Origin of the sequence: Pectobacterium wasabiae CFBP 3304, assembly GCF_001742185.1 — a bacterium.
GTDB lineage: Bacteria > Pseudomonadota > Gammaproteobacteria > Enterobacterales > Enterobacteriaceae > Pectobacterium > Pectobacterium wasabiae.
This window is the reverse complement of record NZ_CP015750.1, coordinates 2,105,563-2,131,149: the sequence shown is the minus strand read 5'-3', so window position 1 is coordinate 2,131,149 and position 25,587 is coordinate 2,105,563. Positions and strand designations below refer to the sequence as shown.

Below are 25,587 nucleotides of genomic sequence, written 5' to 3'. Positions count from 1 at the left end.
TTGGTCTTTATTAATCCATCAATCGCATAAAAGCCGACGATAGCTGCCGGCTTTTAAAGCAACATTAAAACGAATTGACGCCACTAAGTTTCTGATTAAGGGCGCGCCGCAGTGCCATCCGGCAAGCGGGCATTCGTCCATGACGGCAATCCCCCTTCAACAGGGAACTGTTTTGCTTTGTTTTCATCAATATCGATCCCCAGCCCTGGTTTATCATTCAGGTAAGCGTATCCACCTTCAATGTCTGGGCAGCCGGGGAACACGTCCCTGAGTGCCTCGTTCATTGGCGTATATTCTTGAATACCCAGATTGGTAATACTCATATCAATGTGCATATTCGCAACCACACCGACAGGAGAAATATCACCCGGGCCATGCCAGGCGGTTCTCACACCGTGTAATTCGGCTAACGCGGCCAGTTTTCTGGCTGGGGTAATCCCACCTATCATACTAATATGACAACGAATAAAATCGATAAGATGATTGGTAATGAGGTGTTTGTACTCAGCGACATGAACAAATAACTCACCCATCGCTATTGGGGTAGATGTTTGCTGGCGCATCACACTAAGGAAATCAACATTCTCCGGTGCCACCGGATCTTCAAGGTAAAAGAGTTTGTAGTCTTCCAGAGATTTCGCCATTTGCAGAGCGGTAACGGGTGACACACGCTCATGGACATCATGAATAAATTCAACATCAAAACCGATCTTATTACGCAGATGATCAAAAAATGCCGGAATACTTCTGGCATAAGCATCAGGATCGAAATAGATGCCAGGCGTTTTCGTTCTCGGTGAACGCTTTGGCGTAATGTTAGCTTTATCCAACTGGGTGGCGATCAACTTGAGGTCTTCCGTCCCCGCACCGCCGTACATCCCCATCTGGCAGCGAACATATTGGTACCCTTCTTCCATTGCCGCACGGATGTTATCTTCCGCCGCAACCGCATCCGCACCATCACAATGGCGATAAAGCGGAATACCATCGCGGCATTTGCCGCCCAGCAATTCATAGACCGGTAAGTTAGCCACTTTACCCTTGATATCCCACAGCGCCATATCGATAGCCGAGATCGCGTTGTTCATCACCGGTCCATTGCGCCAGTAGCCACTCACGACGGCAGACTGCCAGATATCTTCAATGCGTGACGGATCTTTCCCTATCAGGAAAGGCTTCATGTACTCATTAATGGCCGCTTCAACTGCGAAAATACGTTGGGTAAAAGTCGCGCATCCCAAACCGTATAAACCGGCCTGATTGGTTTCGACCTTAACCACAACCAGATCAATGCCGCCGGGTGACGTTAGAATGGTCTTTACGTTTGTTACCTTTATCATGCAAAAAACTCCTTTGATAGCCACAATCAAAATCAGGTAGATACCACACGTTGTATGACATCATATATCTTAGTGGTATTACTATCAAAAGGGAAAAATAAAAGCAACTGATATCGAAGGAAAACCAGAAAAGCACAAAAAACGGGGTATATTATTAAATTCAATGAAATTAATGAATTAAACAAATAATGCCCCACTATAGACACATTTCAGATACAAAAAACACGGTAAAATAACACGGTTTCTGACGGTGACATCAAGAGGAAAACATCAGCAGGCCGTTACGGGGATTCTGAAATAAGAAAGGCGTTCGGCCTGGAAAACGCAATGATATTTACGCGCTAGCTATTCTCAAGATTATTAATCATGACAATATTGCATTCCATTGCCTGATCCAGACATAGCTTGGCCGTTTCAATATCATGATTCTTTATCGCCATAAAAATTTTGATATGTGCATCAATGCTATCCAGCGTTATACCTAAAACACGGTTCAACTCTTCCAGATAAAAATAATACATACCCTTCACATACTTAATGGCATGTGAAAACACTTTGTTATGCGCCGCGTTAATGATCGCCAGATGAAAATCCAAATCGGCCTGAGAATATTTTTTATAGTCATTCTTGTTGATAAGCATTCTGTTAAGTGCATCTTCTATAAGATAAATATCTTCGTCTGTCGCATTTTTAGCAGCCAATTCGATACACTTAAACTCCACGGTTTGCCGAAAAACCATCATATCCATAAATTCACCTTTCGTTAGGTGAAGGATAGGCTTGTCATTCGCCTGCATACGAAAGCTATCAATTTCATTCGAAACAAAAGAGCCTCTACCATGCTTAGTATAAATTATCCCTAAGTTTCTCAGCTTTTGAACCGCACTGCGAATACTGGTTCGACTTACATCAAAAGCCTCACTTAGCTCAAACTCAGACGGTAGCTTTTCGCCCTGTTTCCATTCCCCGCTGAGTATTTTTTTCTGCATTTTCTGGTAAACCGCTTCGGCAATGTTATTTCTTGGTATTGACTCTATATTGTCCATAATGCCTCAAATCAATTATTGGAATCATGATCACAAAAAAACGCTTTGATTGTTGATTGAAGTATAACAAAGCGACACCATCAGTTCCACTCATGTGTTGTATTACAACATGATGTATGACAACACTATCTCTTCAAATAACGATGTTCTACTGCTCAACAATCGTAAGGAGTTAACGATGGATGCCGCAAAACTATTTGATTTATCAGGAAAAACAGCACTAATCACCGGTTCCGCCAGAGGCCTCGGCTTTTCCTACGCGGAAGGGCTGGCTTCGGCGGGTGCCTCCATTATCCTCAGCGATATCAGGGAAGAAACGCTGAATGAAGCCGTTCAGAAACTAACAGCAAAGGGCTATAACGCTAAAGGCTATGTAATTGATGTTTCAAAAGAAGATCAAATCGTCAATGCATTCAACCTGATGGATGCTGCCAGTATAGAAATCGATATTGTCATTAATAACGCTGGAATTCAACATCGCCAACCCTTAGTCGAACTCGCGCTGCAAGACTGGCAACGCGTGATGGATATTCACCTGACGGGAACATTCCTTGTGTCACGTGAGGCGGCTGTACGCATGATAAAACGCAACCGTGGTGGGAAATTTATCAATATTTGCTCATTGACCAGCGAACAAGCGCGACCTACCGTCGCACCTTATACCGCAGCCAAAGGGGGTATCAAGATGTTGACGCGATCCATGTCCGCCGAATGGGCAGAGTATAACATCCAGGCTAATGCGATCGGCCCCGGCTATATCCTTACCGACATGAACAAAGCCTTAATTAAAGATGTCGAATTCGATAAGTGGGTAAAAAGCAGCAACCCAACTAAACGTTGGGGGAAAACAGAAGAGCTGATCGGTACAGCTATTTTCTTATCTGCCAATGCATCTAATTACATCAATGGCCAGGTCATTTATGTTGATGGCGGATGGTTAGCCGTTCTTTAAATTTCATAAAAAATTAGCGTAACCAGAAAATAAAATTTCATGAATAAAACTGGTTTTATATCTATTCATACTAGATAAATAAAAACCATGTGATTATATATTCAGAGGCACCAAAAATGAAAAAAGATACACTTAAATTTGAAGCGTGTATTGTTCACGGAAAAAAGGATGTAAAAGTAGAAGACCGTGAACTGGTTTATACCGATAGTGATATTGTGGTTAAGGTTGAATGTGGCGGTATTTGTGGATCAGACATCCATTATTACCATGAAGGTCACGCTGGTTTATCTGTAATAAAACACCCGATGGTTATCGGACATGAATTCGTCGGGAAAATTTATAAGGCATCAGAAAATAGCCAATTAAAAGTTGGACAAAGCGTTGCGATTAACCCTTCCCAACCTTGTAATCAATGTGATTATTGTCTGGAAGGCAAACAGAACGAATGTTCCACTATGCGGTTTATGGGTAGCGCACAGTTCAATCCACACGTAAACGGTGGATTCGCCCAATACGTCACGGTTTCTGAATCACAGTGTTATCCCTATGATGAGAAAATCCCTTCACAGATTATGTCACTCGCTGAACCAACAGCCGTCGTCATTCATGCCATCAATATAGCCGGAAGCCTAGTCGGGAAAAAGGTACTAGTCATCGGTGCTGGTCCAATTGGCGCGTTAACGATTGCCTCCGCCAAGGCTTCGGGCGCGGTAGAAGTTGTTGCCTCCGATATCAGCGAAAGATGCAGAGATATCGCGCTGGAGATGGGGGCCGATAGCGCGGTGAACCCGCTTGATGAACATTCAATAGCGCTATATTGCCAAAATAAAGGCTATTTTGATGTCGTATTCGAGGCTAGCGGTGCCCCTGCGGCCATTGCTTCATCGGTACTCATGACACGCCCTAACGGGCTAATTGTACAGATTGGTATGGGGCCAAGCCCTGTGCAGTACCCCGTTGCACAAATGCTGGTGAAAGAATTGTCCTGGAAAGGCTCATTCCGCTTCATTAACGAATTTGCCACCGCTGTTAAATGGCTGGAGAAAGGAATTATTAATCCGCAGCCAATTATATCGGCCGAATACGCCTATCAAGATATAGAAAAAGCATTAATTACCGCAAGCGATAAAAACATTTCGTCAAAAGTCTTAGTTAAATTTTAATGTATTACCAGGAAGATGTAGCAAGGGAATGCTAACAATAATTTCTTGACCAAAAAAATTTGGATACGGTGTGTTTTTATTTAACTGCCGATTCACTCCCATATATTACCCTGGGAAATAAATCGCATACAACACAACATATCTATACCTCACCACATCTTAAATTAAATTCAATAATCATATGGTGATACAATGAGTCAGTCCTCAATTAAAGTGAAAAGAAGTTCATCCGACCTTGCCAGGGCATCTGTTTCTGGTTGGCTTGGCACAACATTAGAATTCATGGACTTTCAGTTATATTCTCTTGGTGCCGCACTCGTTTTTCATGAAATATTCTTTCCTGAGCAATCTGCGGCAATGGCATTAATTCTTGCCATGGGTACCTATGGCGCAGGGTACATTGCCCGTATTGTGGGTGCCGTCTTCTTCGGAAAAATGGGAGATAAAGTAGGCAGAAAAAAAGTGCTGTTCATTACTATTGCGTTAATGGGGGTCTGTACTACATTAATCGGCGCACTCCCAACTTATCAGCAAGTTGGCATTTTAGCTCCTATTCTATTGGTCGCGCTTAGAGTTATTCAAGGGCTTGGAGCGGGCGCAGAAATTTCTGGTGCCAGCACCATGCTGGCAGAGTATGCGCCAGCGGGTAAAAAAGGCATTATTGCCTCATTGGTTGCAATGGGAACCAACTGCGGTACGTTGAGTGCAACGGCTATCTGGGCGGCGATGTTTTACTTTTTTAGCAATGAAGAGGTTATTTCCTGGGCGTGGCGTCTTCCTTTCCTTGCCAGCTTCCTTGTCATGGGATTTGCCATCTGGTTACGGTTGAACCTGAAAGAAAGCCCGGTATTTGAAGGGGTACAGGGAGCAAAAGAGGTTACGCATAAACCGCAAGAGCACACGCCTTTCTGGTCTTTACTGAAAGGGAAATCATTCTGGATCGCGACAGGTCTACGATTCGGTCAGGCAGGGAATTCGGGCATTATCCAAACTTTCCTTGCCGGCTACATGGTACAGACACTTCTATTCAGTAAAGCAGTTCCAACCGACGCCATCATGATAAGTTCAGCCATTGGCTTTATGACGATTCCGTTAATAGGCTGGTTATCTGATAAAATTGGGCGGCGAATTCCCTATATCTTTCTGACATTCGGTTCGATTCTTCTCGCCTACCCGATGCTCTCAATCATCGTGAACAAAGAGCAAGCCGTCGCCACGATTACGGTATGTTTAATTCTTATTCATAATATCGCAGTGCTGGGACAAGCAGCTATCGAAGGGATTACGATGGCGGAGATGTTTGGTTCAAAAAACCGATTCTCCCAGATGGCGATCTCCAAAGAAATCGGGGGGCTGTTCGCTACGGGCCTGGGACCGTTGTTGGCTGGTATCTTTTGCCAAATAACGGGGTCGTGGTATCCCATCGTTGTGATGCTAATTTGCTACTCCTGCATTGGTCTGCTATCCGCCTTCTTGATGCCAGAAGTCAAAGATCGCGACCTGCACGATGTGAGAAACGCAACGGAACAATAGACATAACTACGGCAAAGAGAAAAACCGTGCGTTAATGATGAAGCATACATATAAAAAAAACCCGGTGACAAGCACCGGGTTTTTCGCATTGATTTCGCTGCAAAGCAGCCAGAAATTAACGCTTGGAGAACTGAGGACGACGACGTGCTTTACGCAGGCCGACTTTCTTACGTTCAACCTGACGAGCATCACGAGTAACGAAACCTGCTTTACGCAGTTCGCCACGAAGAGACTCATCATACTCCATCAGAGCGCGGGTGATACCGTGACGGATCGCACCAGCCTGACCAGAGATACCACCACCTTTAACGGTGATGTAGAGATCAAATTTACCAACCATGTCGACCAGTTCAAGCGGCTGACGAACTACCATGCGGGCAGTTTCACGACCGAAGTACTGTTCCAGACTACGCTGGTTGATAACGATATTACCGTTGCCCGGTTTGATGAACACGCGAGCGGCGGAGCTTTTGCGGCGACCAGTGCCGTAGTATTGATTTTCAGCCATTGCCTATAATCCCGATTAAATGTCCAGAACTTGCGGTTGCTGTGCCGCGTGATTGTGCTCGGTGCCCGCGTAAACTTTCAGTTTACGGAACATAGCACGACCCAACGGGCCCTTCGGCAGCATGCCTTTAACCGCGATTTCAATCACACGCTCAGGACGGCGGGCAATCATCTCTTCAAAGGTCGCTTGTTTAATACCACCGATGTGACCGGTGTGATGATAATAAATCTTGTCAGTACGCTTGTTGCCAGTTACAGCAACTTTGTCAGCGTTCAGGACGATGATGTAATCACCCGTATCAACGTGCGGGGTGTATTCCGCTTTATGCTTGCCGCGCAGACGACGAGCCAGTTCAGTAGCGAGACGGCCTAAAGTTTTACCGTTCGCATCAACAACGTACCAGTCACGTTTTACGGTCTCTGGTTTAGCTGTAAAAGTTTTCATTAAAAGCTTACCCAATAATTAGTTACACGTTGGTGAACACCCTAACGCTCGAAAACAGTTGAGGCTCACACGACCATCAAGTCCAGCAAACCTACCCCTTCGAATAGCCATTGCCGGCACTATAAAGTTTTTGGGAAAAAAACTTTGTTGTAACGTGGGGTCGCAAGATTATAGAGAAGTCATTCTCAAAAATCGACCTTTTTTCACACGAAAATCACGAAAAACCACAGCCAGTGTTACGCCAAATGCGGCTGCCGTAGGTACTCTTCGCTTTGCATTTCCTGCAAACGGGATAAACAGCGCTGATATTCAAATTTCAGGTGCTCTCCCTGGTAGATAGCAAACATCGGTGCCTGCGCAGAGATAATGAGCTTAATGCGACGATCGTAACACTCATCCACCAGCGCCAGAAAGCGGCGGGCGGTGTTCTCTTCCTTTGTCTCCATCACCGTTACATTGTGCAACAGCATCGTATGGTAGAGGCGCGACAGCGCGATGTAATCATTCTGGCTCCGTGCTTCCGTACACAACGTGTGGAAATCGACCGCCAGCACGCCGTCACTCACGCTAAGCGTCGTTAACGGACGATGATTGATCTCCAGCACTGGTCCCGGCGTTTGCCATTTCTTCCCGGTCAAGCGCGTAAACATCTGCTGCATTGCCGTATTCGTTTCTTCATTCAGCGGCGAGAGATAAAGGTGTGCCTGTGTCAGCGTACGCAGACGATAATCGATACCGGCATCGACATTACGCACTTCACAATGCTGTTTAATCAACGCAATCGCAGGAAGAAAACGTGCACGTTGTAATCCATTGCGGTAGAGATCGTCTGGTGGGATATTCGACGTCGCCACCAGTGCAATACCACGGGCAAACAGCGCTCGCAGCAGTTCGGCCAGCAGCATCGCATCCGTAATGTCAGAGACGAAAAACTCATCGAAACACAGCACGTCCGTTTCGGCTTTGAAGCCATCAGCCACTTTCTCCAGCGGATTTTCCTGCCCCTGAAACTGGTTCAGTTCTTCATGCACGCGTAGCATAAAGCGATGGAAATGCAGGCGCATCTTGCGCTCGGCGGGCAGGCTATGGAAAAACATATCCATCAGCCAGGTTTTACCACGCCCGACGCCGCCCCACATGTACAGCCCTTGAACCGGGGCAGGTTCGCGTTTATCGCGCAGTCCCAGCCAGTTACGCCATTTCCCTGCACGACCGGGGGCTCCCACTCCGTCATCCGTTGCACGTTCGCATAGTGCCTGATGTATTGCCTCCAGACGCTCAACGGTTTGCTGCTGTACCTCGTCCGGTTGATATTCACCAGCGGAAAGCGCCTGCTGGTAAAGCGCCAAGGGGGTTGTTTGCTGCGGTGTTGTCTGTGGAGTAGCCATCGCAATCCCTGAGAAAAAAGTTAGTCGTGTTTTGCTGTGTGTTGCCGTCGATTTAAGCCGTAATCGTCGCAGTTAACAACCTTGATGTCTGCGGTAGGTCAACATTCCCCTCAGTCATCGAGCATCAGGATTCCACTCAGGCAAGGTTAACGGTTATAGTGACTATTATTAAGTGAAAAACCCTACGGGACAACAACGTCAAAATAGGAGCTATTATGACTTGGGAGTATGCGCTGATAGGTTTAGTCGTCGGTATTATTATTGGTGCTGTCGCCATGCGCTTTGGTAACCGTAAGCTGCGGCAACAGCAGGTATTGCAAAATGAGCTGGAGAAAAGCAAAACCGAACTGGAAGACTATCGTCAGGAATTGGTTGGACACTTTGCCCGCAGTGCGGAACTGTTGGATAACATGGCGGATGACTATCGTCAGCTTTATCAGCACATGGCGAAAAGCTCCAATAACCTGTTACCTAACGTTCCCGGCCAGGATAATCCGTTTAAATACCGTCTGACCGAGTCAGAAGCGGATAACGATCAGGCACCGGTGAACATGCCACCACGCGATTATTCCGATGGTGCGTCAGGCTTGTTGCGGGGCGAACGCCCAATTCGTAAATAATATCAACTAATTATACCCTAAACGTGAGGCTTTCTGGCCTCACGCTTTCCCTCCCTTGTTCTACGCTTATTAAAACGTGCACCGCGCGCTGTCATCGTCCGATCACACACCATTAAAAAGCGATAGTTACAATCTGCTGACGAAACAGCAGTGAACTTTACACATTGATCGTCAGTCTGACTCTTCACCGTGTCTTTAAGTTTATATATCATCGTTTTATTCATCCGCAGGCCGCAAGAGAGTTAATAACAATGAAAAAAACATCATTATTATTTAGTGCACTGGCAATAAGCATAGGTTTGACCCTGTCCACGCTTCCCGCAGCGAATGCTGCGCTGCCTGCCGTGGTTCAAGGGCAACAGACGCCAAGCCTGGCCCCGATGCTGGAAAAAGTCTTACCAGCCGTCGTCAGCGTGCATGTTGAAGGTACACAGGTACAGCGCCAGCGCGTACCGGAAGAGTTCAAGTTCTTCTTTGGCCCGAACTTCCCGACGGACAAACAAAATTCTCGTCCGTTTGAAGGGCTGGGTTCCGGCGTGATTATTGATGCCGCAAAAGGCTACGTGCTCACCAACAATCACGTTATCAATAACGCCGACAAAATCCGCGTCCAGCTTAATGACGGACGTGAATATGATGCGAAGTTGATCGGTCGTGACGAACAGACCGATATCGCCCTGCTCCAGTTGAATGGTGCCAAAAACCTGGTCTCCGTGAAAATGGCAGATTCCGATCAGTTGCGCGTCGGCGATTTTGCCGTTGCTGTTGGTAACCCGTTCGGCCTTGGCCAGACGGCAACGTCCGGCATTATCTCCGCACTGGGACGTAGCGGTCTGAATCTTGAAGGGTTAGAAAACTTCATCCAGACCGATGCTTCTATCAACCGCGGCAACTCCGGCGGCGCGCTGGTGAACCTCAACGGCGATCTGATCGGTATTAACACCGCGATCCTGGCTCCAGGCGGCGGGAATATCGGTATCGGTTTCGCTATCCCCAGCAACATGGCCCAGAATCTGGCGCAGCAGTTGGTTGAATTCGGCGAAGTTAAGCGCGGGCTACTGGGTATTAAAGGCAGCGAGATGACGTCAGAAATGGCGAAAGCCTTCAACGTCGATGCCCAGCGCGGTGCTTTCGTCAGCGAAGTCTTACCGAAATCTGCCGCGGCCAAAGCCGGAATTAAGGCGGGCGACGTATTGACTACGCTGGATGGCAAACCAATCAGCAGCTTTGCCGAACTGCGGGCCAAAGTCGGCACCACTGCGCCAGGTAAAACCGTGAAAATCGGCCTGCTGCGTGATGGCAAACCGCAGGAAGTGTCCGTCGTGTTGGATAACAGCACATCGGCATCGACTAGTGCCGAAACGCTTTCACCCTCATTACAGGGCGCCTCCCTGACTAATGGTCAACTGAAAGACGGCAGCAAAGGGGTGCAGATTGATAACGTCGCCAAGGACACACCAGCAGCGCAGGTTGGCCTGCAAAAAGGCGATATCATCATCGGCGTAAACCGTGAACGTATTGAAAACATCACGCAACTGCGCAAGCTGCTGGAAGCGAAACCTTCCGTTCTGGCGCTGAATATCGTCCGAGGCGAAGAAACGATCTATCTGCTGCTGCGTTAATCGCTTGTCGTTTTTTACGATAGTCTAATCGGCCAAGGATCGCGCGCCATAAAAAATCGGACACCGAGTCATGCGGTGTCCGAACTTCTCGTGATATCCTCCCTTTATCTCCCTTTCCACAGTAAATCGCGGCCATGCTTGCTAAATTATTACGTTCAGCACTATTTGGTGCCCTTGTCGCCGGAATTATTCTGGCCGTACTGCCGTTTATCGGATCTGGCACGTCGTTTCTGAAAAGCAATGACAGAAATACTGATGGCTCGCCCGTAAGCTACCATCAGGGCGTCAACCGTGCGGCTCCTGCTGTGGTTAATATTTATAATCGGGTTGCCAATACGGAAAAACCCAATGAAGTCGCCATTCATCCTCTGGGTTCTGGCGTCATCATGAATGACAAAGGGTATATTTTAACTAATAAGCATGTGATTAATAATGTGCAGCAGATCCAGATTGAGCTGTCAGACGGCCGGCTGTACGAGGCCCGCGTGATCGGCTCCGATACCCTAACCGACCTGGCAGTGTTGCAAATTGATGGCGTTAATCTGCCCGTCATTCCCATGAATCCAGATCGTATCCCGCACGTCGGCGATGTCGTGATGGCGATTGGCAATCCTTATAACCTGGGGCAAACCGTCACCCAGGGCGTTATCAGCGCCACCGGCCGCGTTAGCCTTAGCACTTACGGTCAGCAAAAAAGCCAGGTAGGACGCCAAAATCTGCTGCAAACCGATGCGTCAATTAACCACGGAAACTCTGGTGGTGCGCTGGTCAACACGCTCGGTGAACTGGTTGGTATTAATACCCTTTCTTTTGATAAAAGCAGCAATGGCGAGACGCCAGAAGGCATTAGCTTCGCCATCCCCGTAGCATTGGCAACCAAAGTGATGGGTAAACTGATTCGCGATGGTCGTGTGGTTCGCGGCTATATTGGCATCAACGGCGTACAGCTAGAAAATATTGAAAACAGCACGTTAGCCAACAATCGTGGTGCTCAGGGTCGGTTGACCGGTATTCTCGTCCAGACTATCGATCCCAGTGGACCGGCGGATAAAGCGGGTATCCGTATTGAAGACGTCATTGTTAGCGTGAACAATAAGCCCGCACGCTCGATTATCGAAACTATGGAACAGGTTTCAGAAATACACCCCGGTACCGTTATTCCCGTCACGATTGAGCGCGATAATAAACAAATTACGCTACAAATGACGATACAGGAATTCCCTACCCAATGACGGCATCCAAGGCTCGTTGATAAAACACTATCGGCAGGTAAATAAGAAACCGGGTGGGGAACCCACCCGGCTGGCGTACATCATTTGAAGAGCAAACGGGTGAAGTGCTTATTCGTGTTCTTTAACGCGTTCGATATTCGCGCCTAGCGCACGCAGCTTATCTTCGATACGGTCGTAACCACGATCGATATGATAAATACGGTCTACCGTCGTCACGCCTTCCGCGATGCAACCCGCTAACACCAGACTGGCTGACGCACGCAAGTCAGTCGCCATCACCTGAGCACCCGACAGCTTATCAACGCCGTGGCAAATCACCGTATTGCTCTCGATCTCCGCCTGTGCACCCATACGGATAAGCTCAGGCACATGCATGAAGCGGTTTTCGAAGATGGTTTCGGTAATCACACCCGTCCCTTCTGCGACCAGATTCAACAGGCTGAACTGCGCCTGCATATCGGTCGGAAACCCCGGATGCGGCGACGTGCGAACCGTAACCGCTTTCGGGCGCTTACCGTGCATATCCAGACTGATCCAGTCTTCTCCAATTTCAATATCCGCGCCCGCTTCACGCAGCTTTGCCAATACCGCATCCAGCGTATCAGGACGGGTATTACGGCAGATAATCTGACCGCGAGATACCGCGGCCGCAACCAGAAATGTCCCGGTTTCAATGCGGTCAGGCACAACGCGATACACACCGCCGCCCAAACGCGCGACGCCTTCGATGGTGATTTTATCGCTACCTGCACCGCTGATTTTCGCACCCAGCGTATTCAAGAAGTTTGCCGTATCGACAATCTCCGGCTCACGCGCCGCGTTCTCAATAATCGTGGTGCCTTCCGCCAGCGTTGCCGCACTCATGATGGTTACCGTGGCACCCACGCTCACTTTGTCCATCACAATGTGTGCGCCTTTCAGACGACCATCAACCGTGGCTTTCACATAGCCTTCTTCCAGGACGATCTGCGCACCAAGCTGCTCAAGGCCATAAATATGCAAATCTACCGGACGCGCGCCAATCGCACAGCCGCCGGGTAGCGATACTTGTCCTTGCCCAAAACGCGCCACCAGCGGCCCTAAAGCCCAGATAGAGGCACGCATGGTTTTCACCAGATCATACGGCGCGCAGAACACGTTCACTTCACTGGCATCCACATGAACGGAACCATTGCGTTCAACACGCGCCCCCAACTGACTAAGCAGCTTCATGGTGGTGTCGATATCGCGCAGTTTCGGTACGTTCTGAATCTCTACTGGTTCTTCTGCAAGTAGCGCAGCGAACAAGATGGGCAACGCAGCATTCTTGGCGCCGGAAATGGTCACTTCCCCCGCTAAGCGGGTTGGCCCCTGAACACGAAATTTATCCATAGTCGTTGTATCTCAATGTCTTAATTCAATATTTCGTCACACTGATATAGGCATTCTCTTCCCGCTCGCTCGGGGAATACTTAGAAGCCGTTCAGTTTACGGTCGCGTTGCCACTCTTCCGGCGTATAGGCCTTAATCGACAATGCATGAATACGGTTATCCGCGATGTACTCCGTCAGCGGCGCATAAACAGCCTGCTGTTTTTTGACTCGGCTCATTCCAGCAAAAAGTGCGCCCACCGCGATGACTTGAAAATGGCTACCATCACCAGAAACATGGGCTTCTTCCAGTGCTAATGCGTTCATCAGCACATCTTTAATTTCGTTATTTTCCATCGCTCTCGATTTCTATGTCAGGGGGAGTGATTTACAGGGAGGTATCTTAGATGAATATGGCGCTATCTTAAACAAAGAATGCGCCGATGCCTGAAGGAGAAATGAGGCATCGGCGAGACGGTTTAAGACACTGGGATGATTTCATTCAGATTATAGAGCGCAATGAGCGTTTTTAGCCGATCGCTGGCACCGACAATCGTGATCTCATCGCCTGAACACGGTTGCTGATAAACGTGCATCAGCAATGCCAGCCCGGCAGAATCGACACGGTTTAAGCCAGACACATCCAGCATGGTTTTACCCGCGAGCAACGATTCACGCTGCTGCCAGAACGGTAGCAGCGTTTCGCGATCGAGATCGCCGGTTAATGCCAGCGTTGATTCCTGCGCCTGCCAGTTCAATGCGTTCGCCATATTCGTACCCAAATTACTTTTTCTGATCCAACGTGATTGTCTGCTTCGCCGAGGATTCTAACTGTTGAGTCAGGCCATCAACACCTTTCTGACGCAGTATTGCCGCCCACTCGTTCTGCTTAGTGGTGATCATGCTGACACCTTCGGCAATCATGTCATACGCCTGCCAGTTACCGGTTTTACTGTTTTTACGCCATTGGAAATCCAGACGTATCGGAGGACGTCCGCCGTTATCAACGATGGTGACACGAATGGAAACGATATCAGCATTGCCCAGCGGCTGTTCAGGGGCGATTTGATAGCTTTGCCCGCTATACATCGCCAGAGCCTGGCCGTAAGCCTGCTCCAGATAGGCTTCAAACGCTTTGAAATAGGCATCACGCTGAGCGGGTGTCGAATCTTTGTAGTAACGACCGAGAACCAGCGCACCGGCGTATCTCACCTGAACATACGGCAACAGCTCTTCACGCACGACAGTACGCAAATAGTCAGGGTTTTGCTTAATTTTTGGCTGCTCGTTCTTTAAACGGTCAAACGTTTTTTCCGCCGTTTCATTCATTAAATGATAAGGGTTCATTTGATCCGCCGCGTTGGCTAATGGCGCGACCACCAGTAAAGCCACCATCAGTAAGCGTTTAAACATGCAGATATCCTCTTATGGATGTGAAGGAACAGGTTCGTTGCTGTGCTCAGGGGTTGCCGCAGGATCGGCACCCGGCTCCGTACCCGATTGACCGGCATTATCCTCGCTATTGCCGCCGCTCTTATATAGGAATTGACCGATGAGATCTTCAAGCACCATAGCCGACTTGGTATCCTGAATCACACCACCCTCCTTCAGGATCGTCGTGCCCATCTCTTCATCTTCAAACCCCATGTTCAGTGCCAGATACTGTTCGCCCAGCAAGCCAGAGGTACGAATGGCCAGAGAGCTGGTATCGGGAATATGATCGTAACGCTGCTGAATATCCATCGCCACACGCGGCAGATACGTTTTTTCATCCAGCGAGATATCCGCTACACGACCAATAACCACACCGCCAATTCTGATCGGAGAACGCGCTTTCAACCCGCCAATGTTGTCAAACGTCGCGTACAAACGGTACGTCGGCTCACTACCGATCGATTTGAGATCGGCCACTTTCAGGCATAAAAAGAGAATGCCAGCCAGCGCGATCAACATAAACACACCAACCCAGACTTCAGTTTTCTTTGTTTGCATCGACTCAGTTCCCAAACATCAGTGCTGTCAGCACAAAATCCAATCCCAGTACCGCTAACGACGAGTGCACGACGGTTCGCGTCGTTGCACGGCTGATCCCCTCAGACGTCGGGATCGCGTCATAGCCGTTAAACAGTGCAATCCAGGTCACAGTAATCGCAAATACGATACTTTTAATCACGCAGTTCAGCACATCCTGACGCCAGTCAACCGCGCCCTGCATGGCAGACCAGAAGAACCCGCTGTCGATACCTTTCCAGTCCACACCGACCAACGCGCCCCCCCAGATCCCCACGGCGACAAAAATCACCGCCAGCAGCGGCATGCTGATTAACCCGGCCCAGAAACGCGGCGCGACAACGCGGCGCAGCGGATCGACCGCCATCATCTCCATACTGGAGAGTTGCTCGGTTGCCTTCATCAGCCCGATTTCCGCCGTCAGCGCGGAACCCGCACGTCCAGCGAACAGCAGCGCCGTTACCACCGGGCCAAGTTCACGCAGCAGCGACAGCGCCACCATCATGCCCAAACTGGCCTCAGCGCTGTACGTCGTCAGGATGATATAGCCCTGTAACCCCAGCACCATGCCGATAAACAGGCCAGAAACCATGATGATAAGCAGTGACTGCACGCCAACGCTGTAAAGTTGTTTCACCAACAGCGGCCACTGTTTTCTGAATTCGGGCTTACCCACCAGCGCATTAAACAGCATCAGCCCAGCGCGCCCAAACGCAGCACTGGCGGAGATCCCCTGACGCCCTAGCGACGCCAACGACCGTAATAACATGACTGCGTTAACCCCCTGAGCCTAGCAGCGACGTTTTATAGTCACCGGCAGGAAAACGGAAAGGCACTGGCCCGTCGGCGATGCCATCCAGGAACTGACGAACCTGCGGGTCATCGTTCGCCCTCAGTTGATCCGCCGTCCCTTCTGCTATCACCCGTTTGTCGGCCACGATATAGGCATAATCGGCGATGCTCATCACCTCCGGTACATCGTGAGAAACGACAACACAGGTCACGCCCAATGCATGGTTTAACTCATCAATGAGCTTCACCAGCGTCCCCAACGTGATCGGATCTTGCCCAACAAAAGGCTCATCAAACATAATCATCTGCGGGTCGAGCGCAATGGCTCGCGCCAGTGCCGCGCGCCGCGCCATGCCGCCAGAAAGTTCCGCTGGCATCAGTTCGGCAGCCCCACGCAACCCCACCGCTTCCAGCTTCATCATGACAATGCTACGCAGTAAGGATTCTGGCAGTTGGGTATGCTCACGCAGCGGCCAGGCGACATTATCAAACACGCTCAAATCGGTGAATAACGCCCCTGACTGAAACAACATGCTCATTTTCTTGCGCGCGTTGTACAGTTCGCTACGCGACAGCGCCGGAATATTCTCACCATCAAACCAGATTTCACCGCTGTCCGGCGATAGTTGCCCGCCGATCAAACGCAGCAACGTGGTTTTACCGATACCGGAAGGCCCCATGATTGCCGTGACCTTGCCTTTAGGGACATTCAGCGTGATGTCTGTGAAAATCTCTCGCTCTCCGCGCCGAAAGCTAAGACCACGGATTTCGACCAGATTAGTTGCCTCATGGTTCATTATTTCCATTCCTTACCAATCAGTACGCCAGTACGCTTATAGAGCGTCTTTCACTCCAGCCTAACGGATTAATGCTGGTCACTTAAGTCTCATTTTAGGAGAAACACGGGGATGAGGTTCCCGTAGGGACACCTCGCCCCGTGGTCGCTCCGTGTATCTCGGCTCTTAAACGATCGGCATTAGCCTAACGGCTGACTTTCATCAGAGTGAGAGTTTTACAAAAACTTACCGTAAGTTCTTGTCCAAAATGGCGGCATAAACCGTTACCTGATTTTACTTATCGCGACAGGTTTTACTTTTTCGCCAAGCACCGTCAGAATTAGCGCTCATCACAGAAAAATGCTTTTTGTGCGAAAATCGTCCAGAAATACTGACTTATTCGACAACAAGCCAGTGATTATACACTAAATAATTCGAGTTGCAGGAAGGCGGCGGCGCAGTGAGTCCCCAGGAGCTTACAGCAGTAAGTGACTGGAGTGAGAGAGAAAAGCCAACGCACATGCAGCTTGAAGTATGACGGGTATATATCCTATTAAAGGACGCTGCATGCTTTTTGCAACACTACTCTTGTTCGTTGGCTTGCTACTGCTGGTTTACGGTGCCGATCGTCTTATCTATGGCGCGGCTGTGCTTGCGCGTTCTCTCGGCTTACCGCCTTTCGTCATCGGCATCACCATTGTCGGCTTCGGCACGTCGCTACCTGAGCTGATCGTTTCTGTTACCGCAGCTTTAAACGATCAGAACGACATGGCCGTCGGTAATGTGATTGGCTCCAATATCACCAATATCTTACTCATTCTTGGCAGCGCAGCGCTCATTCGCCCACTAACCGTACATTCGGCCCTGTTGCGCCGGGAATTGCCGCTCATGGTGTCCGTCACTTTATTGTGTGGCGTTTTACTGCATGATAGCTACCTGAGCCGTGCCGACGGCATGATGCTGCTCTTTGCCGCTATTCTGTGTCTGGCGTTAATACTGCGTATGGCACAACAGGCGCAGCAGGAAGGCGGCGACAGCCTGACGCGTGAGCAATTGGCAGAGCTTCCGCAAGACGACAGCAATCAGATGGCTGCCGTGCTGTGGCTGATTCTCGGTATGATTATTTTACCCATGGCCGCCCGTATGGTCGTGGATAACGCGACCGTCATTGCACGCTACTTCGATGTCAGCGAATTGACCATCGGGCTGACCATATTGGCGATCGGCACCAGCCTGCCTGAACTCGCTACGGCCATCGTCGGGACATTGAAAAAAGAAGATGATATCGCGCTGGGCAACCTGATTGGCTCGAATATTTTTAATATTGCGATTGTACTGGGCGTACCCGCACTACTCTCGCCAGGCGCACTGAATCCTCAAGTTTTTCAGCGCGACTATTGGGTCATGCTGGCGGCGAGCGTGCTGTTAACTGCACTGTGCCTCAGCAAAAAACGCCGTATAGGACAGGGCGCAGGCGTATTATTATGCTGCGCGTTTATCGCCTACCTTACGGTGTTGTTCTGTTTTTCATAATTATGCTGTTCCGTTTTTAACCATAATCAGGACTATTGGTATGTCACCGTTTGAACAAGACGCTCACCTAAAACAGCAGTCTGACCGTGCACTATCCGAACATAGGCTACAACCCGATTTCGATTTCCAGCAGGCGGGCAAGCAGGTACTGAGTATAGAACGCGATGGGCTTGCGCAATTAGATCAGTATATTGACGACAATTTTACCCTCGCCTGCAAAAAGATCTTTCACTGCCAGGGCAAAGTGGTGGTGATGGGAATGGGCAAATCCGGCCACATCGGTTGCAAAATTGCCGCAACCTTCGCCAGCACCGGTACACCCGCTTTTTTCGTTCATCCGGGTGAAGCCAGCCACGGTGACCTCGGCATGGTGACGCCGCACGATATCGTGATCGCGATTTCCAACTCTGGCGAATCCCATGAAATCCTGTCGCTGATCCCTGTTCTGAAACGCCAGAAAGTGTTCCTGATCTGCATGACCAGCGCACCAGAAAGCACGATGGGTAAAGCGGCGGATATACACCTGTGCGTCAACGTTCCGCAGGAAGCCTGCCCGCTCGGTCTGGCACCCACCACCAGCACCACCGCAACGCTGGTCATGGGCGACGCACTCGCCGTGGCTTTGCTACAGGCGCGCGGTTTTACTGCCGAAGATTTCGCCCTATCTCACCCCGGTGGCGCACTTGGCCGCAAACTTTTACTGCGTATCAGCGATATTATGCATTCAGGCGACGAGATCCCCCATGTCCCACACAATGCCTCGCTGCGTGATGCGCTGGTGGAAATTACGCGCAAAAATCTGGGTATGACGGTAATCTGCGAAGCGGATATGAAAATTCAGGGTATCTTCACCGATGGTGACCTGCGCCGCATCTTCGACATGAATATTGACTTGAACAGCGCGCGTATTGCTGATGTGATGACCGCGGGCGGCATCCGGGTCGCGCCGCAGATGCTGGCGGTAGATGCACTTAACCTGATGCAGTCGCGCCACATCACCTCAGTGCTGGTGGCAGAAAACGATCGTCTGGTCGGTATTGTCCATATGCACGATATGTTGCGGGCTGGCGTGGTTTAAAAAGAAAGGATAATTGTGAATGAGTGAAACCAGGGCGCAAACCGCTACCTGTTATGGGCCGGTCGATCAACAGGTACTGGATAAAGCCCGTGAAGTTCGCCTGTTAATCTGCGACGTTGACGGCGTGATGTCCGATGGTCTGATTTACATGGGTAACCACGGCGAAGAGCTGAAAGCGTTTAACGTCCGTGACGGTTATGGAATTCGCTGCCTGCTGACGTCTGGTATTGAGGTTGCCATCATTACTGGGCGTTCCGCAAAACTACTGGTCGATCGGTGTAAAACGCTGGGCATTAACCACCTTTATCAGGGGCAATCAGATAAGGTTTTGGCCTTCAACGATCTGTTGGATAAACTATCGGTAACAGCAGATCAAGTGGCCTATATCGGCGACGACATGATCGACTGGCCAGTGATGGCACAGGTTGGTCTGAGCGTTGCCGTGGCAGACGCCCACCCGTTGCTGTTACCACGTGCGGATTATGTCACTCGCATTGCGGGTGGCCGTGGTGCCGTGCGTGAGCTGTGTGATTTGATTCTGTTCTCGCAGAATAAGCTGGAGCATGCCAAAGGGTTGTCAATATGAGTAACACCAAGCGTTGGCTGACCGCTTTCCTGGCTCTGTTGGTACTGGTCCTCATCGGTTGGAATATTGCGGATGACGACACCGTACCGGCACCGAATGCAAATGACCCTACGGTGCCAGTCTATACCAGCGAAAAGACCAACACTCAGGTATACAGCCCTGCGGGCAAGCTGAGCTACAGACTCATTTCGGAAAAGGCGGAGTATTTCAACAACGAGCAATTGAGTTGGTTTACGACCCCCGTTGCCACGCTGTTCAATGAACAGGGCATTGCAACCTGGTCAGTACGTGCCGATCGCGCCAAGCTGACAAAAGACAAGATGCTCTATCTGTACGGCCACGTTGAGGTGAATAGCCTGACGAAGGACGCGCAGCTTCAGCGTATCACAACGAATAATGCCCAAGTGAATCTGGTCACGCAGGACGTCTCTTCCGATGATGAAGTCACCCTGTACGGCACCAGCTTTACCTCAAGCGGAATGAAAATGCGCGGAAATCTGCGTAATAAAACGGCCGAGTTGATCGAAAAGGTAAAAACCTCTTATGAAATCCAAAACCAATAACCTGATGCGTAACACCCTGATCGCCAGCTCGCTGTTCGCCGTCAGCGTTTCCACCTTTGCTGTCACGGGCGATAGCAACCAACCGATTCGCATTGATTCAGCACAGCAATCTCTGGATATGCAGGGCAACACAGTGACGTTCACGGGCAATGTTGTCGTGAAGCAAGGAACGATCGAAGTGAAAGCCGACAAGGTTGTCGTGACGCGCCCACAGGGTACGCAAGGCAGTGAAGTGGTGGAAGGTTACGGTAACCCCGTGACGTTCTACCAGATGCAGGACAACGGCAAACCCGTAAAAGGCCACGCGCAAAAAATCCGCTACGAGCTGGCTACTGATTTTCTGGTACTGACAGGCAATGCCTATCTGGAACAGCAGGACAGCAATGTAAAAGGCGATCGCATCACCTATCTGGTGAAACAGCAGCAGATGGAAGCGACCAGCGATAAAGGCAAACGTGTGACGACGGTGTTAGTCCCCTCTCAGCTTCAGGAAAAAGAGAAAAAGAGCCAGCCTTCTCGTTCTCAACAATCGCAACCACGGGTTACTGAATAAGCTATGGCAACATTAACCGCAGAAAATTTGGCCAAGGCGTACAAAGGCCGTAAAGTCGTGGAAAACGTCAGCCTTACCGTGAATTCCGGTGAAATCGTCGGCCTACTCGGGCCGAACGGGGCCGGGAAGACCACCACGTTCTATATGGTCGTCGGCATCGTCCCGCGCGATGAAGGGCGCATCGTCATCGACGACGACGATATCAGCCTGCTCCCTCTGCACGAACGTGCCTTGCGTGGCATCGGCTATCTGCCGCAGGAAGCCTCTATTTTCCGTCGCTTAAGCGTCTATGACAACCTGATGGCGGTATTACAGATCCGTAAAGATCTGACCACCGAGCAGCAGGAAGATCGTGCCAATGAACTAATGGAAGAATTCCATATTATTCATTTGCGCGATAGTCTGGGACAATCGCTGTCCGGTGGGGAAAGACGCCGCGTAGAGATTGCGCGTGCGCTGGCAGCAAATCCCAAATTCATCCTGCTGGATGAACCGTTTGCGGGCGTAGACCCGATCTCCGTACTGGATATTAAAAAAATCATTGAGCATCTGCGTGACAGCGGGCTTGGCGTGTTGATTACCGATCATAACGTCCGCGAAACGCTTGATGTCTGTGAACGAGCCTACATCGTGAGTCAGGGCAACCTGATCGCCCACGGTTCACCGAACGATATTCTGGCCGATGAACAGGTGAAACGCGTCTATCTGGGCGAAGGCTTCCGACTCTGATAGGGTAATATTTTCTCTTTGCAGTACTTATGGGACGTTAGCGCGATTTATGAAGCAAGGTTTGCAACTCAGGCTTAGCCAGCAACTGGCCATGACTCCACAGCTCCAACAGGCAATTCGGCTGTTGCAGTTGTCCACGCTTGAATTGCAACAGGAGATTCAACTGGCGCTGGAAAGCAATCCGTTGCTCGAACAAACGGATCAGCACGACGAAATCGAGTCATTCGAAAAGGCAGACAGCGATTCACTGGATACCGGTGAAGCCCTTGAACAACGGGACATGCCGGAAGAATTGCCGCTCGACGCCACCTGGGATGAGATTTATTCCGCAGGCACACCGTCGGGCACGGGTTCTGACTATCGCGACGAAGAACTGCCTATTTATCAAGGCGAAACCACGCAAACGCTTCAGGATTACCTGATGTGGCAGGTTGAGCTGACGCCGTTTTCGGATACTGATGCGGCCATCGCAACGTCGATTGTGGATGCGGTGGACAACACTGGCTACCTGACCGTGCCGCTGGAAGACATTCTTGACAGCATCGGTGACGACGACGTGACGCTGGAAGAGGTCGAAGCCGTACTTAAACGCGTGCAGCGCTTTGATCCTGTTGGCGTCGCTGCTCGCGATCTACGCGATTGCCTGCTGGTACAACTTTCCCAGTTTGACAACCGTACGCCGCGCTTGCTCGAAGCTCGCCTGATCGTCAGCGATCATCTTGATCTGTTAGCTAACCACGATTTCCGTAGCCTGATCCGCGTGACCCGCCTGAAAGAGGAAGTGCTGAAAGAAGCGTTGGCGCTGATCCAATCGCTCGACCCACGTCCGGGGCAGTCAATTAACACGGGTGAATCCGAATATGTGATCCCTGATGTGCTGGTGCGCAAGGTGCAGGGAGTGTGGGTCGTTGAATTGAACACCGACAGCGTTCCCCGTTTGCAGATTAACCAACAATATGCAGCGCTGGGTAACAGCGCGCGCAACGACAGCGACGGGCAATTCATCCGCAGTAACCTGCAAGAGGCACGCTGGCTCATCAAAAGTCTGGAGAGTCGCAACGATACGCTGCTAAAAGTAACCCGCTGCATCGTCGAGCAGCAGCAGGATTTCTTCGAGCAGGGTGAAGAATTCATGAAGCCCATGGTATTGGCAGACATCGCCCAAGCGGTAGATATGCATGAATCCACCATCTCACGCGTGACGACACAGAAATTCCTACACAGCCCACGCGGCATTTTTGAGCTAAAATATTTCTTCTCCAGCCACGTTAATACCGATAGCGGCGGAGAAGCTTCGTCAACGGCTATCCGTGCACTGGTGAAAAAGCTTATCGCAGCGGAAAACCCTGCGAAGCCATTAAGCGACAGCAAGCTCACCACACTGCTCTCCGAGCAGGGCATCATCGTGGCGCGCCGTACCGTCGCAAAATACCGAGAGTCTTTATCTATCCCACCATCAAATCAGCGTAAACAACTGGTTTGATCTCAACAGAGAAGGAAGACACTATGCAGCTCAACATTACCGGACACCACATCGAGATCACTGAACCACTGCGTGATTTTGTAAATGGAAAATTTGCCAAATTAGAGCAGTATTTTGACCGGATTAATCAGGTCAATGTGGTATTGAGAGTGGAAAAAGTTCAGCAAATTGCCGAGGCCACGCTCCATGTTAATGGTGGGGAGCTGCATGCAACCTCCGAAGCGGCAGATATGTACGCCGCGATAGATTTATTGATTGATAAGCTGGCAAGACAGCTCAATAAGCATAAAGATAAACTCAAGCAGCACTAATTTTCTCCTTTGCCATTTGGCAAAGGAACAAACCCGCCCCATCCAATGGATAGGGCGGGATCACCAGAAGTGAAAATAAAATGAGCCACGATCCCGTATTGCAACTCAGCACCGTATTACGTCCTGAGTGCACCCGAAGCACCGTCCATTGCCAGAGTAAAAAACGGGCATTGGAAATTATCAGCGAGCTGGCCGCTAGGCAGCTTAACATTCCCTCGCAGATTATCTTTGATGCCATCCTGACCCGGGAGCGGATGGGCAGCACGGGAATCGGCGGCGGCATTGCCATTCCTCACGGTAAGCTGGAAGACGATAATGCGCTGGGTGCCATCGGTGTTTTCATCCAGCTAGAGCAACCGATCGCTTTCGATGCGATTGATAATCAGGCCGTTGATCTGCTTTTTGCCTTGCTGGTTCCGGCTGAACAATGTAAAACCCATTTGCATACCCTGTCGCTTGTTGCCAAGCGGCTGGCGGATAAAACAGTTTGCCGACGCCTGCGGGCGGCGCAAAGCGATGAAGAGCTGTACCAGATTATGACGGAAGCGGATTAAGCTAGATGATAGTCATACTCACGATGACGGGCTATTCGCGGTAGAACGAGAGAATGCTTGCAATCCATGCGCTAAGCCGTCATTTTTTAGCGATACATCATAAAAATCATGGCAATGAAAATTCGCCATCACGTTGCCAGAGGGGAGTCGTCAGATGGTACTGATGATTGTCAGCGGTCGCTCAGGTTCAGGAAAATCTGTCGCCCTGCGCGCATTGGAAGATATGGGGTTCTACTGCGTAGATAATCTACCAGTGGTTCTGCTGCCAGAACTGGCGAATACGCTTGCGGCTCGTAATATTTCCGCAGCGGTCAGCATTGACGTGCGCAATATGCCGGAATCTCCAGAGATCTTCGAGCATGCCATGGAGCAACTGCCATCCAGCTTCTCGCCCCAACTGCTGTTTCTGGATGCCGATCGCAATACGTTGATCCGCCGCTACAGCGATACCCGTCGCCTGCATCCGCTGTCCAGCAAGAATCTGTCGTTGGAAAGTGCGATTGATGAAGAAAGCGATCTGCTGGAGCCGCTGCGTTCACGCGCCGATCTGATTATCGACACCTCAGAGATGTCGGTGCACGAACTCGCCGAAATGCTGCGTACACGACTGCTCGGCAAGCGGGAACGCGAGCTTACGATGGTGTTCGAATCGTTCGGCTTCAAGCACGGTATTCCTATCGATGCGGATTACGTCTTTGACGTGCGTTTCCTGCCGAACCCGCACTGGGATCCAAAATTGCGCCCGATGACAGGTCTGGATAAGCCCGTAGCGTCCTTCCTCGATAGACATACCGAAGTTCACAATTTCATCTACCAGACTCGTAGCTATCTCGAACTGTGGCTACCGATGCTGGAAACCAATAACCGTAGCTACCTGACCGTCGCCATTGGCTGCACTGGCGGTAAGCACCGCTCGGTATACGTCGCTGAGCAGTTGGCAGACTACTTCCGCTCGCGCGGTAAGAACGTACAGTCGCGCCACCGTACACTGGAAAAACGTAAACCCACGTAATATTCAGCAAGCCAGTATAGCCAGGTGACCCATGACAGTCCGGCAAACGGTTGAAATCAAAAATAAGCTCGGGATGCATGCTCGCCCAGCGATGAAGCTGTTCGAGCTGGTGCAGAGCTTTGATGCAGAAGTGATACTGCGTAATGACAGCGGCACCGAAGCCGAAGCCAGTAGCGTGATTGCTATGCTGATGCTGGACTCGGCTAAAGGACGTCTCATTGAGGTCGAAGCCGCTGGTCCAGATGAAGAACAGGCGCTTGCTGCCGTCATCGGGCTGTTTGAAGCCGGGTTCGACGAAGACTAGCCATTTCCTTAGCTGGCTATCTGTACACCTTAGTGCTTCACTTTCCCCTCCGAACCCCCTACTATCCACATATATCATATTTTCTTATACCCCCTGCGTTAATCCG

Annotated in this window: 29 protein-coding genes; 17 read left to right on the top strand and 12 right to left on the bottom strand. The window is 50.1% G+C overall.

Features of this window, described 5'->3' with window-relative positions:
• Nucleotides 1-95: 95 nt before the first annotated feature.
• Together A7983_RS09660 and A7983_RS09655 are read right to left on the bottom strand one after the other, a co-directional pair.
• Entirely contained in the window at nucleotides 96-1,340 is a 1,245-nt protein-coding gene (locus A7983_RS09660) for an enolase C-terminal domain-like protein (protein WP_005975501.1), read from the bottom strand.
• A 341-nt stretch (nucleotides 1,341-1,681) separates the two neighbouring features.
• Nucleotides 1,682-2,386, bottom strand: a complete 705-nt coding sequence (locus A7983_RS09655; protein WP_005975500.1) for a FadR/GntR family transcriptional regulator — start codon at nucleotides 2,384-2,386, stop codon at nucleotides 1,682-1,684.
• Nucleotides 2,387-2,564: 178 nt separating this feature from the next.
• Between A7983_RS09655 and A7983_RS09650 the strand changes: the two genes are divergently transcribed.
• The 3 genes from A7983_RS09650 to A7983_RS09640 all read left to right on the top strand — a co-directional run bounded on the left by A7983_RS09650 (nucleotide 2,565) and on the right by A7983_RS09640 (nucleotide 6,034).
• Nucleotides 2,565-3,338 carry an SDR family oxidoreductase gene (locus A7983_RS09650; RefSeq protein WP_005975498.1) on the top strand — a complete coding sequence of 258 codons (774 nt, stop codon included), beginning with the start codon at nucleotides 2,565-2,567 and terminating at the stop codon, nucleotides 3,336-3,338.
• 116 nt (nucleotides 3,339-3,454) lie between these two features.
• A complete protein-coding gene (gene idnD, locus A7983_RS09645) occupies nucleotides 3,455-4,501 on the top strand; it encodes an L-idonate 5-dehydrogenase (protein ID WP_005975496.1) in 1,047 nt (348 codons plus the stop codon).
• Nucleotides 4,502-4,693: 192 nt separating this feature from the next.
• On the top strand, nucleotides 4,694-6,034 hold the full coding sequence (locus A7983_RS09640) for an MFS transporter (RefSeq protein WP_005975492.1): 1,341 nt from the start codon (nucleotides 4,694-4,696) through the stop codon (nucleotides 6,032-6,034).
• A gap of 115 nt (nucleotides 6,035-6,149) precedes the next feature.
• Here A7983_RS09640 and rpsI read toward each other — a convergent pair whose 3' ends face one another.
• From rpsI to zapE, 3 genes are all read right to left on the bottom strand, one after another.
• Nucleotides 6,150-6,542 (bottom strand): 30S ribosomal protein S9, encoded by a 393-nt coding sequence (gene rpsI, locus A7983_RS09635; protein WP_005975490.1) that lies wholly within the window; start codon nucleotides 6,540-6,542, stop codon nucleotides 6,150-6,152.
• A 15-nt stretch (nucleotides 6,543-6,557) separates the two neighbouring features.
• On the bottom strand, nucleotides 6,558-6,986 hold the full coding sequence (gene rplM, locus A7983_RS09630) for a 50S ribosomal protein L13 (protein WP_005975488.1): 429 nt from the start codon (nucleotides 6,984-6,986) through the stop codon (nucleotides 6,558-6,560).
• Nucleotides 6,987-7,222: 236 nt separating this feature from the next.
• Complete coding sequence (zapE, locus tag A7983_RS09625) at nucleotides 7,223-8,374, bottom strand: cell division protein ZapE (protein ID WP_005975486.1); 1,152 nt, start codon at nucleotides 8,372-8,374, stop codon at nucleotides 7,223-7,225.
• Between the two features lie 215 nt (nucleotides 8,375-8,589).
• On the opposite strand from zapE, the gene zapG reads away from it, so the two are divergent.
• The 3 genes from zapG (at nucleotide 8,590) to degS (ending at nucleotide 11,848) form a co-directional block, all read left to right on the top strand.
• Nucleotides 8,590-8,994, top strand: a complete 405-nt coding sequence (gene zapG, locus A7983_RS09620; RefSeq protein WP_005975485.1) for a Z-ring associated protein ZapG — start codon at nucleotides 8,590-8,592, stop codon at nucleotides 8,992-8,994.
• 251 nt (nucleotides 8,995-9,245) lie between these two features.
• Nucleotides 9,246-10,616, top strand: a complete 1,371-nt coding sequence (gene degQ / locus A7983_RS09615) for a serine endoprotease DegQ (RefSeq protein ID WP_005975484.1) — start codon at nucleotides 9,246-9,248, stop codon at nucleotides 10,614-10,616.
• 134 nt (nucleotides 10,617-10,750) lie between these two features.
• A complete protein-coding gene (degS, locus tag A7983_RS09610; protein ID WP_005975483.1) occupies nucleotides 10,751-11,848 on the top strand; it encodes an outer membrane-stress sensor serine endopeptidase DegS in 1,098 nt (365 codons plus the stop codon).
• A 108-nt stretch (nucleotides 11,849-11,956) separates the two neighbouring features.
• Here degS and murA read toward each other — a convergent pair whose 3' ends face one another.
• The 7 genes from murA to mlaF form a co-directional block, all read right to left on the bottom strand.
• Entirely contained in the window at nucleotides 11,957-13,219 is a 1,263-nt protein-coding gene (murA, locus tag A7983_RS09605; RefSeq protein ID WP_005975482.1) for a UDP-N-acetylglucosamine 1-carboxyvinyltransferase, read from the bottom strand.
• 80 nt (nucleotides 13,220-13,299) lie between these two features.
• Nucleotides 13,300-13,554: a BolA family iron metabolism protein IbaG gene (ibaG, locus tag A7983_RS09600; RefSeq protein ID WP_005975480.1), complete on the bottom strand. Its 255-nt coding sequence runs from the start codon at nucleotides 13,552-13,554 to the stop codon at nucleotides 13,300-13,302.
• Between the two features lie 122 nt (nucleotides 13,555-13,676).
• Complete coding sequence (gene mlaB / locus A7983_RS09595; protein WP_005975478.1) at nucleotides 13,677-13,967, bottom strand: lipid asymmetry maintenance protein MlaB; 291 nt, start codon at nucleotides 13,965-13,967, stop codon at nucleotides 13,677-13,679.
• A gap of 13 nt (nucleotides 13,968-13,980) precedes the next feature.
• On the bottom strand, nucleotides 13,981-14,610 hold the full coding sequence (gene mlaC, locus A7983_RS09590) for a phospholipid-binding protein MlaC (protein ID WP_005975476.1): 630 nt from the start codon (nucleotides 14,608-14,610) through the stop codon (nucleotides 13,981-13,983).
• A 12-nt stretch (nucleotides 14,611-14,622) separates the two neighbouring features.
• Nucleotides 14,623-15,189, bottom strand: a complete 567-nt coding sequence (gene mlaD, locus A7983_RS09585) for an outer membrane lipid asymmetry maintenance protein MlaD (protein WP_005975474.1) — start codon at nucleotides 15,187-15,189, stop codon at nucleotides 14,623-14,625.
• Nucleotides 15,190-15,193: 4 nt separating this feature from the next.
• Nucleotides 15,194-15,976, bottom strand: coding sequence for a lipid asymmetry maintenance ABC transporter permease subunit MlaE (gene mlaE, locus A7983_RS09580; RefSeq protein WP_005975473.1), 783 nt, complete (start codon nucleotides 15,974-15,976; stop codon nucleotides 15,194-15,196).
• 7 nt (nucleotides 15,977-15,983) lie between these two features.
• A complete protein-coding gene (mlaF, locus tag A7983_RS09575; protein ID WP_005975471.1) occupies nucleotides 15,984-16,796 on the bottom strand; it encodes a phospholipid ABC transporter ATP-binding protein MlaF in 813 nt (270 codons plus the stop codon).
• A gap of 546 nt (nucleotides 16,797-17,342) precedes the next feature.
• Here mlaF and A7983_RS09570 point away from each other — a divergent pair.
• The 11 genes from A7983_RS09570 to npr all read left to right on the top strand — a co-directional run bounded on the left by A7983_RS09570 (nucleotide 17,343) and on the right by npr (nucleotide 25,481).
• A complete protein-coding gene (locus tag A7983_RS09570; RefSeq protein WP_005975469.1) occupies nucleotides 17,343-18,308 on the top strand; it encodes a calcium/sodium antiporter in 966 nt (321 codons plus the stop codon).
• A 40-nt stretch (nucleotides 18,309-18,348) separates the two neighbouring features.
• Nucleotides 18,349-19,386 (top strand): arabinose-5-phosphate isomerase KdsD, encoded by a 1,038-nt coding sequence (kdsD, locus tag A7983_RS09565; protein WP_005975466.1) that lies wholly within the window; start codon nucleotides 18,349-18,351, stop codon nucleotides 19,384-19,386.
• 19 nt (nucleotides 19,387-19,405) lie between these two features.
• Nucleotides 19,406-19,972 carry a 3-deoxy-manno-octulosonate-8-phosphatase KdsC gene (kdsC, locus tag A7983_RS09560; protein WP_005975463.1) on the top strand — a complete coding sequence of 189 codons (567 nt, stop codon included), beginning with the start codon at nucleotides 19,406-19,408 and terminating at the stop codon, nucleotides 19,970-19,972.
• Nucleotides 19,969-20,535 carry an LPS export ABC transporter periplasmic protein LptC gene (gene lptC, locus A7983_RS09555; RefSeq protein ID WP_005975461.1) on the top strand — a complete coding sequence of 189 codons (567 nt, stop codon included), beginning with the start codon at nucleotides 19,969-19,971 and terminating at the stop codon, nucleotides 20,533-20,535. The genes kdsC and lptC overlap by 4 nt, the downstream gene beginning before the upstream one ends.
• Nucleotides 20,516-21,088, top strand: a complete 573-nt coding sequence (gene lptA, locus A7983_RS09550; protein ID WP_005975458.1) for a lipopolysaccharide ABC transporter substrate-binding protein LptA — start codon at nucleotides 20,516-20,518, stop codon at nucleotides 21,086-21,088. Before lptC ends, lptA begins: the two co-directional genes overlap by 20 nt.
• 3 nt (nucleotides 21,089-21,091) lie before the next feature.
• Nucleotides 21,092-21,817: an LPS export ABC transporter ATP-binding protein gene (gene lptB / locus A7983_RS09545; RefSeq protein WP_005975455.1), complete on the top strand. Its 726-nt coding sequence runs from the start codon at nucleotides 21,092-21,094 to the stop codon at nucleotides 21,815-21,817.
• A 49-nt stretch (nucleotides 21,818-21,866) separates the two neighbouring features.
• Entirely contained in the window at nucleotides 21,867-23,300 is a 1,434-nt protein-coding gene (gene rpoN / locus A7983_RS09540) for an RNA polymerase factor sigma-54 (RefSeq protein ID WP_005975452.1), read from the top strand.
• 23 nt (nucleotides 23,301-23,323) lie between these two features.
• Nucleotides 23,324-23,611: a ribosome hibernation promoting factor gene (gene hpf, locus A7983_RS09535; RefSeq protein ID WP_005975449.1), complete on the top strand. Its 288-nt coding sequence runs from the start codon at nucleotides 23,324-23,326 to the stop codon at nucleotides 23,609-23,611.
• 80 nt (nucleotides 23,612-23,691) lie between these two features.
• Nucleotides 23,692-24,165, top strand: coding sequence for a PTS IIA-like nitrogen regulatory protein PtsN (gene ptsN / locus A7983_RS09530; RefSeq protein ID WP_005975445.1), 474 nt, complete (start codon nucleotides 23,692-23,694; stop codon nucleotides 24,163-24,165).
• Nucleotides 24,166-24,319: 154 nt separating this feature from the next.
• The gene (rapZ, locus tag A7983_RS09525; RefSeq protein WP_005975443.1) at nucleotides 24,320-25,177 is read left to right on the top strand and encodes an RNase adapter RapZ; all 858 of its coding nucleotides are present in this window, start codon (nucleotides 24,320-24,322) and stop codon (nucleotides 25,175-25,177) included.
• Nucleotides 25,178-25,208: 31 nt separating this feature from the next.
• Entirely contained in the window at nucleotides 25,209-25,481 is a 273-nt protein-coding gene (gene npr / locus A7983_RS09520; RefSeq protein ID WP_005975441.1) for a PTS phosphocarrier protein NPr, read from the top strand.
• Nucleotides 25,482-25,587: the final 106 nt, after the last annotated feature.